We start from the raw sequence: 18,390 nt of genomic DNA, 5'->3' as shown, positions 1-18,390 counted from the left end.
CCGCTCACCGAGAGGTCCACTCGCGGTCGCGACAGCCATGGGCCGCCCGCGGACGCCCCGTGTAGCGGGGCAAAAGCGAGGTGCCGGATGGGTTCAGGGACGATCGTCGGCAATACCAGTGGTGAAGGCGTCCCACTCGCCGGGCGCGAACACCAGCGCCGGGCCGGTCGGGTTCTTGGAATCCCGCACGCCGACCTGCCCTCCCTCGAGGAAGGCGACCTCGACACATGCTTTGTCAGCCCCACTGTGGCTGCTTTTGAACCATCTCGCCTCGCAGCACTCGATGTTCACGGTGCGTACTCCCTTGCTATCTGCCGGATCAGCTTCTTACTCTGGTCCGGGTCCAGCGCCGCGCGCTCGAACTTCTGGTAGGCATCGACATACCGGCGCACAGCGCCGAGCTTCTCGAGGTACAAATCGCCCGTGAAGCTTTCGACGTAGACAACTGTAGGCTCCTTCGGCTGTCGCTTACCGTCGCCCCCGGACTTCAAAATCACGAACGGCCCGACGGCCACACCCATCGGGAATCCAGCTGAGAACGGGAGCACTCGGATCGTGACGTTGGGCAGGCCCATGAGGTCCACCAGATGTCGGAGTTGGGCGGACATGATGCGATCGTCGCCCACAATTCCCCGAAGCACGGACTCTCGAAGGATGGCGTTCACGGTCACGGGTTTCGTTTTCCGGGTGATCAGCGCTTGACGCTTGCGTCGGAGGTGGACCCGACGCTCATGTTCCAGCGGAGTCTCGTCGGGGTAGCCAGCGCGGATCAGCCCACTCGCGTACGCGGGGGTCTGAAAAATCCCAGGAACAAGTTCGGGCTCGTACCAAGTCAAAGCCCGCGCAGTGGCTTCCAGATCCACGAACACATCGAAGTTCTCAGGGATCAGATCGCCGAACTCATGCCACCACGACTTCACACTGGCCTGCTTCGCGAGTCCGACGAGTGCGGTCGTGTACTCCTCGGTGAAGTCGTAGATCTTGCACAGCGCCTCGATATCGACGGTGCGGATACGCTCGGTCTTGCCGACCTCCATGCGCTGAACGGTGCTGACGCTCCACTGCATCCGTTCCCCCACATCGGCCAACGTCAATCCCGCCGCTTCGCGTCCGTTCCGCAGGTGCCTGCCGAGCTGACGACGAGGGAGGGTCGAGCCACCACTTTCGGCCATGCCGGATTCCTGTCCACTCGGGCGGCCCGGGCTTCTCATCTCCGGGCCAATTCTCATTGCAGGATGAAAAACATGCTGGTGGAGCTGATGAGATCTCATCTTCACGTAGTTCATCGAGCACGTCCAGTGATTCGCTGAAGTTGCGCCCGGGAGGGCACGCGGAAACGCGTCCCCCACAACGTTGTTCGCTCCCACCCGTCCCGGTATCGATCAGGGCTGGTCGCGGACCGGGCGCACCTGAACCCCTCCGACGAAGCAGAGGTCTCGATGCGCCACATAGCGTTTGGGAACACACCGTTGTCTCGCTGCCACTACTACCGCCAGGTGTGCGGCCTCCCCGCGACCGTCGACCCTCCCCAGATCGGGCGCATCGTCGTCCGCACCGGGATGGTCTGGGCGATCACCATGCCCGCCGTGCTGGGACAGCACGTGAAGGTGTGGATGCAGAACCACGGCCAAGAGCTGGGGCCGATCCTGTCGCATCCACGGTCGAAACGGTGGACGTACATCATCCGGCCGGATCTGCCGGACGACGTACCACTGTTCGCCGAGATGTTCCGCTTGAACGTGTCCATCATCCGCTACGGCGGGCTGATCGCGATGCCGAGCCCCGCAGATCGAGGAACCAAGTTCCGCGCGTGGATAACGTGGCCCGACACGACTTTTCGGCCCTCCGGTCGTCTCGTCGTCACGGCGATCCGTAGCTGCGTGGCCGAAAAGGCCGCGCGCCGTCGGCGATGGGCGGCATATGCCTGACCGTGCGCCATCCCCCCTCCCCTCCGAGCCGGACGTCCACCTGTCGGTGTTCTGGCACGGAGCCCGCCTCGACTTCGTCGCCTGCGTCACGGCCGCATGCCTCTTCGTCCAGGAATGGCGCGCACACCACTGGCACGACGCCGTGCAGGTATCCACAGACGACACCGACGGCTACCCGCGATTGCCGTGCGAACGCCTGTACTTGGAACCTTGATATCGACCTGCCCGGCTCAACGGTGGTCCGCAGCGACAGGCCCGCCCTAGGGGCGAAGCGAATTAAACCTACCGGCAGTAACATTCGCCGGTCTCGGCCGAAGATCGAACTGAAACAGGAGGAGCTTTCATGAAGAAGACGATTGTCGCCGCCGCACGGGTCGCGGCCGCTGGTGTTTCGGGTCTCGCCTTCGTCGCGATCGTCGGTTCCGGCACCGCCCAAGCCGCGCCGCAGGATTGCGCCGTCCAGCGGGATCTTTCCGGCGCGTCGGCGACTTGCCAACCCGACGGAGGAAGTAACTACGTCCTGCATGTCGATTGCGTCGGCCCCTACGCCAGCGGCCCGTTTCCGCTCTACGGCATCGGGCCCTACCAGGCACTCAGCTATCCCTTCACGCCGAACGGCCAGCGCATCACCACGGGCTGCACGGGAATGGGTCCCGGTGTGTTCGCAGTAGCCACCAACGCTTACGTCGAGATCTACCGCGGCTAGGCGTAGCCGCCAGCCGTTCTGGCATGCTCTCCATAAAACCGTTCGAGCGGCCCGCGGTCTGTGCGGGCGACCGGTAGAGCTGTCCGCCGATTTACCCACCCTCTCCTGTACAGGATCCTGTACAGTGAAGGCATGAAGCCGATGACTTATACCGAGGCGCGAGCCAACTTCGCATCGGTTCTCGACAGCGCCACCGAAGACCTGGAAGAGGTGGTGATCACTCGGGCGGGCCACGAACCTGCCGTCGTTGTCGCGCTCAGCGAGTATCAAGCGCTACAAGAGACCGCGTATCTGCTCGGCAGTCCGGCTAATGCGCGGCACCTCGAACGGTCCATAGCCGAACATCGCGGCGGCGGCGCAACGCCTCGCGAGCTAGTAGACGTTGACGAGGGGTCCGAAGGCAACGTAACGCCCGGCAAGGCGAGCGCGTGAAACTGACGTTTACAGATCCCGCCTGGGACGACTACCAGTGGTGGCTGGCCAACGACAAGAAGATCTTGCGCCGGATCAACACACTGATTGCGGACATCAAGCGCAACGGCTACGAAGGGATCGGGAAGCCGGAAGCTTTGAAACATCATCTGGCCGGTTATTGGTCGCGACGAATCACGACTGAACATCGGATCGTGTACGCCATCGAGGATGACTCAGTCGTGATCATCGCATGCCGCTACCACTCCGAGTGATCGAAGCAGCCGGGACCGCTGATCGGTGTCGTTGAGCTGAGAGCGAGCGCGGACTCTATCGACAGAATGTTCGAGCGGCCCGCGCTCCTCCACGGCCTGGAGACGGCCGCAGAGCGTGCGCAGGCACGCCCGAACCTCCGGTGATCCAGGAAAAGCTCACTTGAGCAGGGCACGACTCATCACCAGGCGCTGGATCTGGTTGGTGCCCTCGTAGATCTGGGTGATCTTGGCGTCGCGCATCATGCGCTCCACCGGGAAGTCGGTGGTGTAGCCCGCGCCGCCGAACAGTTGGACGGCGTTGGTGGTGACTTCCATGGCGACGTCGGAGGCGAAGCACTTGGCGGCGGCGGAGATGAAGCCGAGGTTCTGCTCGCCGCGCTCGGCGCGGGCGGCCGAGGTGTACACCATGAGGCGGGCGGCCTCGATCTTCATCGCCATGTCGGCGAGCATGAACTGGGTGTTCTGGAAGTCGGCGATCGACTTGCCGAACTGCTTGCGGTCCTTGGTGTAGGCGATGGCCGCGTCCAGCGCGCCCTGGGCGAGGCCGACGGCCTGCGCGCCGATGGTGGGGCGGGTGTGGTCGAGGGTCTGCAGCGCGGTCTTGAAACCGGTGCCCGGCTCGCCGACGATGCGGTCACCCGGCACCCGGCAGTTCTCGAAGTACAGCTCGGCGGTGGGCGAACCCTTGATGCCGAGCTTGTGCTCCAGCGGGCCGACCACGAAACCCTTGTCGTCCTTGTGCACCAGGAAGGCGGAGATGCCGTTGGCGCCCTTCTCCGCGTCGGTCACCGCCATCACGGTGTACCAGGATGATTTGCCGCCGTTGGTGATCCAGCACTTGGAGCCGTTGATGATCCAGTCGTCACCCTCTTGCTTGGCGCGGGTGCGCATGCTCGCCGCGTCGGAGCCCGCTTCGCGTTCCGACAGCGCGTAGGAGGCCATCTCGCCGTTGACGATGTCGGCCAGCACCTTCTGCTTCAGCTCCTCGGAGCCGTTCAGGATCAGGCCCATCGTGCCGAGCTTGTTGACGGCGGGAATCAGCGAGGACGAGCCGCACACGCGGGCGACCTCTTCGATGACGATGCAGGTGGCCACCGAGTCCGCGCCCTGGCCGCCGTAGGCCTCGGGCACGTGCACGGCGTTGAAGCCGGAGGCGTTCAGCGCGGCCAGCGCCTCCTCCGGGAAGCGGGAGTTGCCGTCGACGTCCTTGGCGTGCGGGGCGATCTCCTTCTCCGCCAGAGCGCGGATCGCGGCGCGCAGCTCATCGTGGAAGTCCTCGAGCTTGAACAGGTCGAAATCGGGGTTTCCCGCCATCGGGTTCACTCCTGGTCGTCGGTGGTGATCGCTGATTCCCGCCAAGTGGAGTCAGCGCATCGGCACTCAGTGCCACATCCCGGTCGAGTATACGCGCAAGAACGCTGACCACGTGCAGATATTACGTGGCACTCAGTGTCAGATCGGTCGCAATCCGATCCGCCTCAGAGAGTACCGAGCTTCCGGACCAGCAGGTCCGCGATCTGCCTGGGTGGGACATCGCGCGGGAAGACTGCGACGACCAGATCCTCGGCATTCGCGGCACGCCCGGCACCGCGCGGGATCGCGGCCAGCTCCACCCGCAGGTCGGCGGCGCCCGCGTCCGACTCGCCCCGCACCATCCGGCGCAACAGATAGTTGTGCGTCGCCGTGACGGCCGCGGTGAACTGCACTCGCGCCAGATCCGGGGCCTCCGGCAGCCGCTCCCGCAAGAAGTCGGTGAACAACCGTTCGTAGCGGAACACCGTGACGATCTCCCGCTCACGCAGCGCGGGCACCCGGCGCACCACCTGATACCGCCGCGCCGCGATCTCCCGCCACTGCGTGAACCGCTCGAATACCAGCACCACCGCCGCGCACACCGCCTCCCAGGGGTCCTCGCGCGACGCGGATAGGAATTCCGCCGCCTGCGCGAGCTGCGACTCGTGATCGGCGAAGATCACGTCCTCCTTCGACCGGAACTGCCGGAAGAACGTCCGCCGCGAGATCCCCGCCGCCTCCGCGATCTCGTCCACCGTCGTCGCCTCGTACCCCTTCTCGGCGAACAACCGCAGCGCCTGATCCACCACCGTCAGCCGAAAATGCGCGGTGTCGTCGTCTCCCCGCATCCGAGCGATATCCCCTGTAGTCACGCACCAACCGTAGCCAGCGGCCGAAGGTAGGAATCCTCCTGCCGGTCACCTCAGTGGCGGGAAGTCGCCGACGCTCCGGGCATCGGATGCCACCGCCGGCCGGCTTACCGCTCGATGCGGGTCAGCTGGCGAGGGTGGCGTGCTGTGGGCCGGTGGGTGCGTCGCGCACCGCGCCGTGGCGGCACGACGCGCGCGCGACCCGCCGAACAGGCAGAGTGCGACACCGAGCGCGAGCCAGGCCAGCAGGACGATGACGGCTTGGGTGGCGCCGCGTCCGTCGAAGAAGGCGGTGGAGCGCAGCAACCTGCCGCCCGCGCCGGGCGGCAGCAGCTGGCCGAACGCGCCGGACCAGCCGGGCAGCATCTCCGGCGCGGTCGCGGCACCCGACAGGGGGTTGCCGATGAGCATCATGACCACGGCGCCGATTCCGATTCCGACGTATCCCGACAGGGATTCCAGCCCGAGGACGATCAAGGAGGTGGCCGCGATGCTGAGGGCGACCGCGCCGGAGTTGGCGAGGTAGGAGCCGCTCAGCGAGCCGAACCAGAACTGCAGGATCGCTGCCACGGCCAGGCCGCCGGTGACCGCGAAGGCGAGTGCCCCGGTGACCCGGCGGACGGCGCCACGAACGAGCCTGGTCAGCAGCACGGCGGCCAGCAGACCGCCCATGACAAGGGGCAGGGCGCCTGCGGCCAAGCCCGCGCCGCGTGGGTCGTCGGCGGGCAGGGCGGCGAGATCGCGGACTGCGGGCGGTGTGCCGGTGCTGCCCGCCTGGCCGAGGCCGGTCGCCATTGTCTGCAAGGTCTGGGCGACCGCGGTGCTGGCTGCGGAGGCGAGGAGGACCTGCGGGGCGCCGGAACTCAGGTCGATCGCCCCGTAGACCTGCCGGTCACGGATGAGTTGTTCGGCGGCCGCGGTGTCGGCGACTTCGGTGAACTCGAAGCCGTGCGGGAGACGGTGATCGAGGGCGGCGCGAACCTGCCCGACCACCGTGGCCGGCCCCGCGACGGCGATCGGCACATCGTGTACCGAGGATCGTACCGATGGCCAGGCGAAAGCGATCAGCAGCAGGCTGACGATCGCTGTCAGCAGGGCTACAGCTGCGGCCACTGTCGTCCATCGGGACGGAAGCGGGTCGGTGGCGAGCGGTGCCCGCGTGGTCATGTCTTCTCCTCGAACAGTGGGCCGTGGCTGGTGTTCATCGCAGGGTGAGTGGGGTCTCGGATTCGATGTGGGTCAGTTTCTGCGGGTTGCGCACGTAGTAGAGGCCGGTGATGCGGGCGTCCTCGACGCGCATCGCGATGACGCCGTCGAGCGCTCCCTCGACGTGCAGCGCCAACGCGGGACTGCCGTTGATCGAGGTCGGCTCGACGGTGAGCGTGACCTTGTTCTTGGTGAGGCCGCCGACGATGAAGCGCGCGACCTTGTCGGCGCCGATGACCGGCCGTGGCGTGGCCTGTTTGATGCCACCTCCGTCACTGATCGCCACGACGTCGGGGGCGAGTACGTCGAGCAGGCCTTGCAGGTCCCGTGTTTCCAACGCCCGGCGGAAAGCCTCGGCAGCCGCCTCGGCCTGGCGCGCGGTGACCGAGCGACGTGGTCGGCGGGCTTCGACGTGGCGGCGGGCGCGGTGGGCGATCTGGTGCACGGCCGCCGGGGTTTTGTCGACCGCCGCGGCGATCTCGTCGTAATCGATCCCGAATGCCTCACGCAGCACGAACACCGCGCGCTCGGTCGGGCTCAATGTCTCGAGGACGAGCATCAGAGCCATCGACACGCTTTCGGAGAGCTCGACATCGACGGCCACGTCCGGAGTGGTGAGCAGCGGCTCCGGCAGCCAGGAGCCGACGTACGACTCTCTGCGGCGCTTCATCGACCGCAGCCGGTTGAGCGCTTGGCGAGTGGTGATGCGAACCAGGTAGGCGCGTGGGTCGTCGACGTTCGTCGCGTCGACCGCGATCCAGCGCAGCCAGGCTTCCTGCATGACGTCTTCGGCGTCGGCCGCTGACCCGAGCATCTCGTAGGCGACGGTGAACAGCAGCCTGCGGTGGGCGACGAACGTCTCGGTCGCTTCGATGGTGGCGTGGTCGCCGCTGTCGCGACCCGCTGCCGTGTCACCGGCCCGCCGATGCCCACGGGGTTCACTTGTTGTGTCCATGGGGTCCTCCCCAGTCGGCCATTGTCAGGTCCGGCTCCCGGTAGCCCGGTGGCGCCCAGGGCGGCAGCGTCCGTACTTCAGGCGCTGCCGCACCCGTGCAGCCGAGATCACCGGCCCGACCACGATGGCGGTGTCCTACGCGACCCGTGCCGCCGCGTCGTCGCGCTGAGCCTGCAGCAGCGCCGGCCTGTGCTTGCCGTCCTTGGGCCAGGAGTGCGAGCCGGGTTTGTGCGCTTCCTCCACCAAATGTTCGACGCTGGCGGCGCAGGAGAATTCCTTGAGCTTCTTGCCCACGGGTCCGGTGAAGTAGAGCCGGATCGCGGTGTCGTCCTTGTGGGCGAGCTGGAAGATCCCGGCGCGGCGGCCGAAGCTGATGCACATGGCGGGAAACGACAGATCGACCGGCTCCGGCTGCTCACCGGCGATCCGGTGCAGCACCGTGTCGGCGGCGTGGGCGCCCAGGCATCCCGCGGCGTAGGCGCTCATCCGGAACGGCAGATCCGACGGTGCCGCCGAATCGCCCGCCGCGACGATGCGCTCGTCATCGACGCTGGTCAGCGTCTCATCGGTGAGCAGCCGCCCGGCGGTGTCGGTGCTCAACCCGCTGCGGGCGGCCAGATCGGGCACGCCGAAGCCAGCCGTCCATATGGTGACCTGACTGTTCAGCGTGCGGCCACCGCTGAGTCGTACGGACTCCGGGGTCACCTCCGTGACCGACGCGTCGGGGCCTTCCAGCACGCTGACGCCCAGCTTGGCGAGGTACTTGTGGGCGGTGCGCCGGGCCTTCGGATGCAGGTACGGACCGAGCACCCCGCCACAGACCAACGTGACCCCGCGGCCCTGCTCCGCCAGCTCCGCGGCGGTCTCGATACCGGTCGGACCACCCCCTACGACCGTCACCGCGGCCGTGATCGGCGTGTCGAACAGCACCGATCGCAACCGCTGCGCCGCCTCCAAGGTGGCGATCGGGTAGGCGAACTGCGCCGCGCCGGGCACCCGCGGGCCCGCGCTGCCGCTGCCCACCGCGTAGATCAGGTAGTCGTAGCCGAGCTCGCCACCCTCGGCCAGCGTCACCCTCCGCCCGGCCGCGTCGATCCCGGTCACATTGTCCACGACCAGCCGGATGCCCTCGGCCAGCACTTCTCGAAAGTCGACGACCGCGTCGTGGGTTCCGCCCACCAACTGGTGCAGCCGCAACCGCGGAACGAACGCCTGGCGCGGATTGACCACCGTCACCGCCACGTCCGCACGCTGGGTCAAGCGGTTGGCCGCCATCACACCGGCATATCCCCCGCCGACCACGACCACTTCGGTCTTCTCGCTCATGGTGTCTCCTTCGCTCCGAGAGGCTCGAGCACAAGACACCGCGGGGACGAACATCCTGACACGATGTGATGCAGATCACCATTCGATCCGTCCGGCCGGCCCGCTCGAACCGGGCGAGCGGTTCGCGCGCGAACTCGGCACGCGCGACCGGACGGCGGCGAACGGTGTCGCCTACGCGGACGACCACGTTGACGGAGCCCCGCCCAAGCGGGTCTCCCGCATCCTGGACCGCTCAGCCCAGCAGCTTGGTGCGCAGGGCGTCGTCCTTTTCCAGGACCATCTGTTCGAGCCCGGCCTGGAACTGTTCCATGCGGGTGCGCAGGGCGGGGTCGTGGGCGGCGAGGATGCGGGCGGCGAGCAGGCCCGCGTTGCGGGCGCCGCCGATGGAGACGGTGGCGACGGGCACGCCCGCGGGCATCTGGACGATGGACAGCAGCGAGTCCATGCCGTCGAGGTACTTGAGCGGGACCGGCACGCCGATCACCGGGAGCGGGGTGGCGGAGGCGACCATGCCGGGGAGGTGGGCGGCGCCGCCCGCACCGGCGATGATGACCTTCAACCCGCGGCCGGCGGCATCACGCGCGTAGTCGAGCATGCGCTGCGGGGTGCGATGCGCCGAGACGACGCCCACTTCGAAGCGAATCCCGAACTCCGCCAGCGCTTCCGCGGCGGCCTCCATGGTCGGCCAGTCCGAGTCGCTGCCCATGATCAGGCCGACCGCCGGGGTCATGGCCACTGCTTCACTCATGCGGATCCCATCCGTCGGTCCAAACCGCGTGCGACATCCAGTGCGCCGCCCGCTCCGCCTTCTCCCGGACCTCGGCCACGTCGTCGCCGAGGATGTTGATGTGCCCGATCTTGCGGTCGGGGCGCTCGCCCTTGCCGTACAGGTGCACTTTCGCCTCGGGGAGCCTGGCGAACAGGTGGTGCAGCCGCTCGTCCATCGACATCGCGGGAGCCTGCGGCGCGCCGAGGATGTTCGCCATCACGGTCACCGGGGCCAGCGGCGAGGTGTCGCCGAGCGGGTAATCGAGCACGGCCCGCAGATGCTGCTCGAACTGCCCGGTGCGAGCGCCGTCCATCCCCCAGTGTCCGGAGTTGTGCGGGCGCATCGCCAGCTCGTTCACCAGCAACTTCCCGTCCGTGGTCTCGAACAGCTCCACCGCCATGACGCCGACGACGCCGAGTTCACCGGCGAGGTTCAACGCCATGGTCTCCGCCGCGGCGGCCGTATCCTCCGGCAGGCCGGGGGCCGGCGCGATGACGACCGCGCACTGGCCCTTGCGCTGCACGGTCTCCACCACCGGCCAGGTCGCGGCCTGCCCGAACGGCGAGCGGGCCACCATCGCCGACAGCTCGCGTGCCAGGTCGATCTTCGCCTCGGCGAGCAACTGGACGCCGTGCGCCAGCTGATCGGTGACGATCTGTTCGGCCGCGCCGGCGGATTCCGGCATCCAGACGCCGCGGCCGTCGTAACCACCGCGCACCGCCTTCAGCACGATCCGCCAGCCGTGCTCGTCACCGAACCGCACGGCGTCGTCCACCGAGGTCACCGGCGTGAACGCAGGCACGGGCAGCCCGAGTCCGCTCAGTTTGGTGCGCATGGCCAGCTTGTCCTGCGCGTAGACCAGCGCCTGTGGGGGCGGCTGCACGTTGACGCCTTCGGCGACCAGCGCCTCCAGGTGCTCGGTCGGCACGTGCTCGTGGTCGAAGGTCAGCGCGTGCGAGCCGACCGCCGCCTTGCGCAGGGCGGTCAGGTCGGTGTGGCTGCCGAGCACCACCTCCGGGCTCACCTGCGCGGCCGGGTCCTCGGGGTTCTCCGCGAGCACGCGCAGCCGCTGGCCCAGCGCGATCGCCGCCTGGTGGGTCATGCGCGCCAACTGGCCGCCACCGATCATGGTGACGGTGGGCATTGCCGATGGATCGAAGGAACGTGCGCTCACGTCGGACAATATTGTCATGTCCGGCGCAAATGATGGGTACCGGTACACTCCGGTCTTGTGTCATTCGTCGACGACGTGGTCAGCGTCCTCCCCAAGCCGCTGCAAGATATCGCGTACCGGCATCGGGAACTGATCAAGTTCGCGATCGTCGGCGCCACCACGTTCGTGATCGACAGCGGCATCTTCTACGCGCTGAAGTGGACGGTGCTCGCGGAGAAACCGGTGACGGCCAAGATCATCTCCGGCGTCATCGCCGTGATCGCGTCCTACATCCTGAATCGGGAATGGTCGTTCAAGCACCGCGGCGGGCGGGAACGTCATCACGAAGCGCTGCTGTTCTTCGGCGTCAGCGGCGTCGGCGTCGTCCTGGCCTTCACGCCGTTGTGGATCTCCAGCTACATCTTCGACCTACGCCAGCCCAACGTGAGCTTCACGGTCGAGAACATCGCCGACTTCATCAGCGCGTTCATCATCGGCAATCTGCTGCAGATGGCGTTCCGTTTCTGGGCGATGCGCCGCTGGGTCTTCCCGGACGAAATGCGCGAATTGGAAGCGGAATTCGTGGACTTGGTGGAAGAGGAACTCGGCCGCAGCTGAGTCACCGCGGTTCGGGCACCGCCGCGTTCGGCGAACGCCCCTTCGAGGACCCGAGGAACACCGCGAACAGCGCGGGCCTGCGCCGCTGCAATTCCAGCCGCCCGCCGTCCGCCTCGACCAACGCCCGCGCCAGAGCGAGCCCCACGCCGGTGGAACCGCCCGCGGAGAAGCCTCGATCGAAGATGTGCGGCGCGAGTTCGTCACGCACCCCCTGCCCCTCGTCGGCGACCTCGACGCACACCAGCGGCTCCCGGTCGGCGCCCGGCCGCACCTCGCGCACCGACACCGTGCAGGTGCCGCCGCCGTGCATGAGCGCGTTGTCCACCAGCACCGCGACCGCCTCGCGCAGCCGCGAACCCGTGAGCGGCGCGCGCAGCGACTCGTCGCCGGTCAGCGTCAGGGTGCGGCCCGCCTCGGTGAACGGGTGGGTCCACTCGGCGACCACGCCGCGCAACTCGTCCATCACCGGTACCGGATCGCGATCGGCCGCGTCCTCGTCGCGAGACGCGCGCACCAGGTCGTCGATCGCGTCGGTGAGCCGGTCGACCTGGGCCATCGCCTCCTCGGCTTCGTGCACCACCTCCGGATCGGCATGCGCCGACAGCTCGTCGAGGCGCAACCGCACGGCGGTCAACCTGCTGCGCAACTGATGGGAGACGTCCGCCACCAGTGCGTGTTCGCGCTGCAGCCGTCCGGCGATCTCCACGGTCGCGGAGTCGAGCACGTCGGAGACCCGATCCAGTTCCGCGATGCCGTGCCTGCGCGAATCGGGCCGGAAATCGCCCATCGCCAGCCGCGCCGCCCGTGCCGCGACATCGCGCAGCGGATCGGCCACCCGCCGGGCGGTGACCACCGCGACCGAGACCGCCGCGCCGAGCGAGGCGAGCACCGCCAGCGCGACCACCGCGACCGCTTGGCGCTGCATGGCGTGCATCGGCGCCGAGGGCACCTCCAGGCGCAGCGAACCGGACGTGCCCATCGACAGCGATTCGACGAGCGGATCGTGCACCTGCGCCACCCCGATGTCGCGGCGGAGGGCGTTGTCCTTCTGCGAGGGATAGACGATGGTAAGCCTGCCGTTCTCGGGCACCAGCGGCGCCACCGACCGGATGTCCAGCTCGCCGAGCACCATGCCGTCGCGCTCCTGCGCGATGATCTCCGCGGCGATCCGGTCCAGCCGGTTCTGCAGGTCGTTGCGGGTGATGTCCTCCACCCACAACCACGCCGTGTAGATGAGCGGCACACCGAGCACCACCGTGGTGAGGGTCAGCACGGTGAGCATGGAACGCAGGATCCGGCGGCGCACGTCAGTCCGTGTTCAGCCGGAAGCCGACACCGCGGACGGTGACGATGCGCCGTTCGGCCATGGGCCCCTCGTCGCCGATCTTGCGGCGCAGCCAGGACATGTGCATGTCCAAGGTCTTGGAACCGCGCAATTCCGCGTCGCCCCACACTTCGCGCAGGATGGTCTCGCGCGGCACCACTTGGCCCGCCCGGTCGATCAGCACCTTGAGCAGCTCGTATTCCTTGTTGGCCAAACCGATTTCGACGCCGTTGACCAGCACCCGCCGCGCGGCGGGCTCCAGGCGGATGCCGCCGACCTCCACCGTGTCGTCACCGATTCCGCTGCGCCGCAACAGCGCTCGCACCCGGGCGAGCAGCTCGGCCAGGCGGAACGGTTTGCCGACGTAGTCGTCGGCGCCGGCGTCCAGCCCCACCACGAAATCCACCTCGTCGGTGCGAGCGGTGAGCATCAAGACCGCCAGATCCGCTCCGCGGGCACGCACCTGGCGGCAAACCTCCAGCCCGTCCATGCCCGGCAGGCCGAGGTCGAGGATGAGCAGGTCATGACCGCCTTCCAGGGCCCGCTGCAACACGGCCGGGCCGAAACTCTCGACGGTCACCGAGTAGCCCTCGCGCCCGAGCGCGCGCGACAGCGGGGCGGCGATGGCCTCGTCGTCCTCGGCCAGCAGTACAGCGGTCATACGCCCAGGTTACGGGCTCAGCGGTAGCTGCGATGGTCGTCCCAGCGCTCGTCGCGCCCGTCGCGATGGCGTTCCACTTCGAAAACCTGGTGGTACAGCAGGGCGTGCACCTGCTGTACCGACGGGATGTCGTCGTACTCCAACGGCTCCGAGGAGGACGACTCGATGATCAGCGTTCCGGTGCCGAGCAACCGATCGAACAGCCCGTGCCGGAACTGCACACTGGAGATCCGGCTCATCGGGATGTCGATGCCGCTGTGGGTGATCACGCCCTGGCGCACGAGCACACGCCGGTCGGTGACGATGAAATGCGTCGACTTCCAGGTGACAATCGGTGCGACACAGCGCCATAGGAGAATCCCCAGGTAGACCACGAGCACCGTGACGAGCAGCGCCGACAGTGTCGTGCCCTCGGCCTTGCGTGAGACGAGTCCCCCTGCGAAACCGGCGAGCGCCGTGGCGGCGATGAGCGTCACGATCGGCCAGAAGAGCATCTTCCAATGCGGATGGCGATGGAGCAGCAAGTGTTCCTCCGGCGCCAGCACATCCTCCGGATAACCCATGTCAGGAACACTACCGCCTGAAGATGCCCGAACGGCTGACACCGCAGCGCGTCATGCTGCACAATCGGCAGCCTGCGTGTGACTATTCCGCGCAGGTGCTTCTCCGCTCGATCTGGCTCTGTCCCGCCCGAAGTGCACAGCACGACGCCCGGCTCAGCATCATCGCCGATTCCGACTGTGGAGGAACGCGTGACCGAAGACCTGACCCCGCTGCAAATACTGGCCGAGCTCGAGCCGGTCGCCGAAGAGAATCTCGATCGGCACCTGTCCATGGCGAAGGACTGGAATCCGCACGATTACGTCCCGTGGAGCCAGGGCCGCAATTTCGCCGCCCTGGGCGGCGCGGACTGGGAGCCGGATCAATCGAGACTCAGCGAGGTCGCCCGGGTCGCCATGATCACCAACCTGCTCACCGAGGACAACCTGCCCTCCTACCACCGGGAGATCGCGCAGAACTTCTCCGAGGACGGCCCGTGGGGCGTTTGGGTGGACCGCTGGACCGCCGAGGAGAACCGCCACGGCATCGCCATGCGGGACTATCTGGTGGTCACCCGCGGCGTCGATCCGGTCGCCCTGGAAGAGGCCCGGATGATCCACATGAGCACCGGTGTCCAGTCGCCGGACGGGTGGGGCGGATTCCTCGCGAGCATCGCCTACGTCACCTTCCAGGAACTGGCCACCCGCGTCTCGCACCGCAATACGGGCAAGGCGTGCAACGACGCGGTTGCCGATCGAATGCTCCAGCGCATCGCGGCCGACGAGAACCTGCACATGATCTTCTATCGCTCGGTGTGCGGTGCGGCACTGGACCTCGTGCCCGACCAGGCGATGCCCGCGATCACCAGGATTGTGACGAACTTCGTGATGCCCGGCGCCGGGATGCCCAATTTCCGCCGCTACGGCGTGCTCATGGCCAAACACGGCATCTACGACCTGCGCCAGCACTTGGAGGAGGTGCTCCAGCCGGTGTTCAAGCAGTGGAACGTCTTCGACCGCTCCGATTTCGGACCGCGCGGCGAGCAGGCGCGCGACGAACTCGGCGAGTACGTCGAGAAGCTGGGCAAGGACGTGGTCAAGTTCGAGGAGCAGCGCGACCGTGCTCTGGCCCGTGATGCCGCGCGCGGCGTCACCCAGCACGCCTGAGCGCCACTACGCGCGATCCGATCGACAACGGGCGATCCGGAGGAGGCGCGGTCGTGCCGCGCCGCCGAGCGAACCGGGTCAGTATTGGGCGCGCAGGTGCGTCACGTCGCCCGCGGACACCGCTTGGTCGCCGATGAGCAGGCGGCCGTAGTCGTCGACGCCTTCGGCGACGCCGGTCAGCGTCCGTCCCCCGGGCAGCTCGGCGCGCACTTCGGTGCCGATCGTCGCGCACCGTTCCCGGTAGGCGGCGGCCAGCTCGTCGGTCGCCCAGTCCGCGTCGCGCCACGAGGTGAAGCGGCGGGCGAACTCCGTCAGCACCGATCGCACGAGCACCGTGCGATCGGTCTCGCGCGCGCCCGCGATGGTCAGTGAAGTGGCGTGCGGCACCGGCAGTTCTTCTTCGGTGAGACTCACGTTGAGCCCGAGCCCGATCACGACGGCGGGCGCGCCACCCGCGTTCGACGCGACCTCGGCCAGGATGCCCGCCACCTTGCGGCCCTCGATCAGCACATCGTTGGGCCACTTCAGCTCCGCGGCCACGCTCGCCGTCGTCCGCAGCGCGTCCACCACGGCGACGCCGGTCAGCAGTGCCAGCCAGGCGAGCGAGGCCGGCCCGATCCCGGGCAACCGCACCAGCAGCGACATCGCCAGCTGCGCCCGGGGCGGGCTGACCCAGGTGCGCGCGTGCCTGCCGCGCCCCTGCACCTGGGTCTCGGCCAGCAGAACCACGTGGTCGGCGCCCGGATCGGCCGCCTGGGCGATCAGGTCCGCGTTCGTGGACCCGGTCGACTCCACCACGTCGATCCGTGCGAAGAACGACAGCTCGGGCAACTCGAGGGCACTGCGCCGCAACTGCTCTGCATCCAAAGGTGGCCTCTGCACACCGGCAGGCTACTCGCCGCCGGAGCGCTAACCGGCCAGGTCGTATTCGAATACGATCGGGTCGGACGACGCCATGCCCGCACGGTCGCCGCCCTCCCCCTCGGCTTCGGCAGTCTCGGCCCAGTACTCGGGCTCGCCGTATTTCGGCGCCGTCTCGGCGGTCCGCGTCCACGCCGCCGCGGCGGCGTACTCGGGGGCCGCCGCGGCGGCGTACTCGGGGGCCGCCGCGGCGGCGTACTCGGCGAAGGCCCTACCCCATTCCCACATGACGGGCTCCTCCCCTGAGCTCGAAAATCCGTCGCCTCGAGGCTATCCGGAACCCGCCCGTGAACGATACTTGTTTTCCGCCCCGTCAACCCGGCTACCGACCAGGAAGTTTGCGTCGGAAATATGATCTAGCTGCGGTTTTCTACTCATGGGTAGCCCGGACTTGGTTAGAAGGAAATGGCTGGTACTGGTTACACTCCGATGCCATGACGAGTGTCCAGCAGCAGCCCGCATCAGGTCCGGCGGGCGACCCCGATATCCACACCACTGCCGGGAAGCTGGCTGACCTGCGGAATCGGCTGGAAGAGGCCAAGCACCCGATGGGTGAGGCCGCGGTCGACAAGGTGCACGCGAAGGGCAAGATGACTGCCCGCGAGCGCATCCTCGCCCTGCTGGACGAAGGCTCCTTCGTGGAACTCGACGCCCTGGCCCGCCATCGCAGCGTGAACTTCGGGCTGGAGAACAACCGCCCGCTCGGCGACGGCGTGGTGACCGGGTACGGCACCATCGACGGCCGCGACGTCTGCATCTTCAGCCAGGACGTCACGGTGTTCGGTGGCAGTCTCGGCGAGGTCTACGGCGAGAAGATCGTCAAGGTGATGGACCTGGCTCTGAAGACCGGCCGCCCGTTGATCGGCATCAACGAGGGCGCGGGCGCGCGCATCCAGGAGGGCGTGGTCTCCCTCGGCCTCTACGGCGAGATCTTCCACCGCAACATCCAGGCCTCGGGCGTGATCCCGCAGATCTCGCTGATCATGGGCCCGGCCGCCGGTGGGCACGTGTACTCCCCCGCGCTGACCGACTTCGTCGTGATGGTCGACGGCACCAGCCAGATGTTCGTCACCGGCCCGGACGTCATCAAGACGGTCACCGGCGAGGACGTCACCATGGAGGACCTGGGCGGCGCGCACACGCACATGACCAAGTCCGGCGTCGCGCACTACGTCGCCTCCGGCGAGCAGGACGCGCTGGACTACGTCAAGGACCTGCTGTCCTACCTGCCGAGCAACAACCGCGCCGAGGCGCCGCGATTCCCGGCCACCGACCCGATCCCCGGCGCGATCGAGGACTCGCTCACCGAGGAGGATCTCGAGCTGGACTCGATCATCCCGGACTCGCCGAACCAGCCCTACGACATGCACGAGGTCATTCGTCGCCTGCTCGACGACGACGAGTTCCTCGAGGTGCAGGCCGAGCGCGCGATGAACGTCATCGTCGGCTTCGGCCGGATCGACGGCCGCAGCGTCGGCATCGTGGCCAACCAGCCCACCCAGTTCGCGGGCTGCCTGGATATCGACGCTTCGGAGAAGGCCGCGCGCTTCGTGCGCACCTGCGACGCGTTCAACGTCCCGATCATCACCCTGGTCGACGTGCCCGGGTTCCTGCCCGGCACCGGGCAGGAGTACAACGGCATCATCCGGCGCGGCGCGAAGCTGCTCTACGCCTACGGTGAGGCCACTGTGGGCAAAATCACGATCATCACCCGCAAGGCCTACGGCGGCGCCTACGACGTCATGGGTTCCAAGCACATGGGCGCCGATGTGAACCTCGCGTGGCCGACTGCTCAGATCGCTGTCATGGGCGCTTCGGGCGCTGTCGGATTCGTCTACCGCAAGCAGCTGCAGCAGGCCGCCAAAGACGGCCAAGACGTCGATGCGCTGCGGCTCGAGCTCCAGAACGAGTACGAGGACACGCTCGTGAACCCGTACGTCGCCGCCGAGCGCGGTTACGTGGACGCGGTGATCCCGCCGTCGCACACCCGCGGCCAGATCGTGTCCGCGCTGCGACTGCTCGAACGCAAGATGGTGACCCTTCCGCCGAAGAAACACGGCAACATCCCGCTGTGATCGAGCGATACGCTCGATAGGCCGCGCACAAAGGGTGGCGTCGGACTCGGTAGCACTTACCCTGGCGTGTACCGCCTTGTTGCAAAGACGCAACGAGTGAATCCGAGGATGATCGCTTCATCCATAGCTTGTCGGAAAACGGGAACAGCCTGATCAGTTCATCTGATTCGAGGCGAAGAGAGGACCTGGCACTG

22 protein-coding genes are annotated in these 18,390 nt (G+C 67.5%); 8 read left to right on the top strand and 14 right to left on the bottom strand.

What is annotated here, in order from left to right:
- Window positions 1-93: 93 nt before the first annotated feature.
- Together M8859_RS10735 and M8859_RS10730 are read right to left on the bottom strand one after the other, a co-directional pair.
- Entirely contained in the window at window positions 94-291 is a 198-nt protein-coding gene (locus M8859_RS10735) for a DUF397 domain-containing protein (protein WP_159930391.1), read from the bottom strand.
- Window positions 288-1,286 carry a helix-turn-helix domain-containing protein gene (locus M8859_RS10730; RefSeq protein WP_236565764.1) on the bottom strand — a complete coding sequence of 333 codons (999 nt, stop codon included), beginning with the start codon at window positions 1,284-1,286 and terminating at the stop codon, window positions 288-290. Before M8859_RS10730 ends, M8859_RS10735 begins: the two co-directional genes overlap by 4 nt.
- 183 nt (window positions 1,287-1,469) lie before the next feature.
- On the opposite strand from M8859_RS10730, the gene M8859_RS10725 reads away from it, so the two are divergent.
- From M8859_RS10725 to M8859_RS10705, 5 genes are all read left to right on the top strand, one after another.
- Complete coding sequence (locus M8859_RS10725) at window positions 1,470-1,928, top strand: DNA-directed RNA polymerase subunit beta (RefSeq protein WP_249644161.1); 459 nt, start codon at window positions 1,470-1,472, stop codon at window positions 1,926-1,928.
- The gene (locus M8859_RS10720) at window positions 1,921-2,142 is read left to right on the top strand and encodes a hypothetical protein (RefSeq protein ID WP_195071609.1); all 222 of its coding nucleotides are present in this window, start codon (window positions 1,921-1,923) and stop codon (window positions 2,140-2,142) included. Before M8859_RS10725 ends, M8859_RS10720 begins: the two co-directional genes overlap by 8 nt.
- Before the next feature lie 129 nt (window positions 2,143-2,271).
- A complete protein-coding gene (locus M8859_RS10715; protein ID WP_249644160.1) occupies window positions 2,272-2,634 on the top strand; it encodes a hypothetical protein in 363 nt (120 codons plus the stop codon).
- A 132-nt stretch (window positions 2,635-2,766) separates the two neighbouring features.
- Window positions 2,767-3,066: a type II toxin-antitoxin system Phd/YefM family antitoxin gene (locus M8859_RS10710; RefSeq protein ID WP_083887396.1), complete on the top strand. Its 300-nt coding sequence runs from the start codon at window positions 2,767-2,769 to the stop codon at window positions 3,064-3,066.
- Entirely contained in the window at window positions 3,063-3,320 is a 258-nt protein-coding gene (locus M8859_RS10705; protein WP_249644159.1) for a Txe/YoeB family addiction module toxin, read from the top strand. The genes M8859_RS10710 and M8859_RS10705 overlap by 4 nt, the downstream gene beginning before the upstream one ends.
- 156 nt (window positions 3,321-3,476) lie before the next feature.
- Here the strand turns inward: M8859_RS10705 and M8859_RS10700 are convergent, their stop codons facing one another.
- The 7 genes from M8859_RS10700 to M8859_RS10670 all read right to left on the bottom strand — a co-directional run bounded on the left by M8859_RS10700 (window position 3,477) and on the right by M8859_RS10670 (window position 10,930).
- Complete coding sequence (locus tag M8859_RS10700) at window positions 3,477-4,634, bottom strand: acyl-CoA dehydrogenase (RefSeq protein WP_159930395.1); 1,158 nt, start codon at window positions 4,632-4,634, stop codon at window positions 3,477-3,479.
- 164 nt (window positions 4,635-4,798) lie between these two features.
- Entirely contained in the window at window positions 4,799-5,461 is a 663-nt protein-coding gene (locus tag M8859_RS10695) for a TetR family transcriptional regulator (protein WP_159930404.1), read from the bottom strand.
- Window positions 5,462-5,530: 69 nt separating this feature from the next.
- Window positions 5,531-6,649, bottom strand: a complete 1,119-nt coding sequence (locus M8859_RS10690; protein WP_249644158.1) for an ABC transporter permease — start codon at window positions 6,647-6,649, stop codon at window positions 5,531-5,533.
- 34 nt (window positions 6,650-6,683) lie between these two features.
- Window positions 6,684-7,643 (bottom strand): RNA polymerase sigma-70 factor, encoded by a 960-nt coding sequence (locus M8859_RS10685; protein WP_223518569.1) that lies wholly within the window; start codon window positions 7,641-7,643, stop codon window positions 6,684-6,686.
- 135 nt (window positions 7,644-7,778) lie between these two features.
- On the bottom strand, window positions 7,779-8,969 hold the full coding sequence (locus M8859_RS10680; RefSeq protein WP_195071612.1) for an NAD(P)/FAD-dependent oxidoreductase: 1,191 nt from the start codon (window positions 8,967-8,969) through the stop codon (window positions 7,779-7,781).
- 232 nt (window positions 8,970-9,201) lie between these two features.
- Window positions 9,202-9,717 carry a 5-(carboxyamino)imidazole ribonucleotide mutase gene (purE, locus tag M8859_RS10675; protein ID WP_195071613.1) on the bottom strand — a complete coding sequence of 172 codons (516 nt, stop codon included), beginning with the start codon at window positions 9,715-9,717 and terminating at the stop codon, window positions 9,202-9,204.
- Window positions 9,710-10,930, bottom strand: a complete 1,221-nt coding sequence (locus tag M8859_RS10670) for a 5-(carboxyamino)imidazole ribonucleotide synthase (protein ID WP_372492899.1) — start codon at window positions 10,928-10,930, stop codon at window positions 9,710-9,712. Before M8859_RS10670 ends, purE begins: the two co-directional genes overlap by 8 nt.
- 39 nt (window positions 10,931-10,969) lie before the next feature.
- Here M8859_RS10670 and M8859_RS10665 point away from each other — a divergent pair, with 39 nt between their 5' ends.
- Window positions 10,970-11,509, top strand: coding sequence for a GtrA family protein (locus tag M8859_RS10665; RefSeq protein WP_372492898.1), 540 nt, complete (start codon window positions 10,970-10,972; stop codon window positions 11,507-11,509).
- 1 nt (window position 11,510) lies between these two features.
- Here the strand turns inward: M8859_RS10665 and M8859_RS10660 are convergent, their stop codons facing one another.
- The 3 genes from M8859_RS10660 to M8859_RS10650 are packed head-to-tail and all read right to left on the bottom strand — an operon-like array spanning window position 11,511 to window position 14,057.
- Window positions 11,511-12,815, bottom strand: a complete 1,305-nt coding sequence (locus M8859_RS10660) for a sensor histidine kinase (RefSeq protein WP_195071615.1) — start codon at window positions 12,813-12,815, stop codon at window positions 11,511-11,513.
- Between the two features lies 1 nt (window position 12,816).
- On the bottom strand, window positions 12,817-13,494 hold the full coding sequence (locus tag M8859_RS10655) for a response regulator transcription factor (RefSeq protein WP_159929324.1): 678 nt from the start codon (window positions 13,492-13,494) through the stop codon (window positions 12,817-12,819).
- 17 nt (window positions 13,495-13,511) lie between these two features.
- Window positions 13,512-14,057 carry a PH domain-containing protein gene (locus M8859_RS10650; RefSeq protein WP_195071616.1) on the bottom strand — a complete coding sequence of 182 codons (546 nt, stop codon included), beginning with the start codon at window positions 14,055-14,057 and terminating at the stop codon, window positions 13,512-13,514.
- A gap of 189 nt (window positions 14,058-14,246) precedes the next feature.
- Here M8859_RS10650 and M8859_RS10645 point away from each other — a divergent pair, with 189 nt between their 5' ends.
- Window positions 14,247-15,200 (top strand): acyl-ACP desaturase, encoded by a 954-nt coding sequence (locus M8859_RS10645; RefSeq protein ID WP_249644157.1) that lies wholly within the window; start codon window positions 14,247-14,249, stop codon window positions 15,198-15,200.
- A gap of 78 nt (window positions 15,201-15,278) precedes the next feature.
- Here the strand turns inward: M8859_RS10645 and M8859_RS10640 are convergent, their stop codons facing one another.
- Both M8859_RS10640 and M8859_RS10635 read right to left on the bottom strand, forming a co-directional pair.
- On the bottom strand, window positions 15,279-16,082 hold the full coding sequence (locus tag M8859_RS10640) for a biotin--[acetyl-CoA-carboxylase] ligase (protein ID WP_236565686.1): 804 nt from the start codon (window positions 16,080-16,082) through the stop codon (window positions 15,279-15,281).
- Window positions 16,083-16,109: 27 nt separating this feature from the next.
- Window positions 16,110-16,349 (bottom strand): hypothetical protein, encoded by a 240-nt coding sequence (locus M8859_RS10635; protein ID WP_249644156.1) that lies wholly within the window; start codon window positions 16,347-16,349, stop codon window positions 16,110-16,112.
- Between the two features lie 206 nt (window positions 16,350-16,555).
- Between M8859_RS10635 and M8859_RS10630 the strand changes: the two genes are divergently transcribed.
- Window positions 16,556-18,196, top strand: a complete 1,641-nt coding sequence (locus M8859_RS10630) for an acyl-CoA carboxylase subunit beta (protein ID WP_159929341.1) — start codon at window positions 16,556-16,558, stop codon at window positions 18,194-18,196.
- The last annotated feature ends 194 nt before the right edge of the window (window positions 18,197-18,390 follow it).

It is taken from the genome of Nocardia sputi, assembly GCF_023501985.1.
The sequence above is the reverse complement of the archived record's forward strand: the minus strand, read 5'-3'. Positions and strand labels throughout refer to the sequence as shown.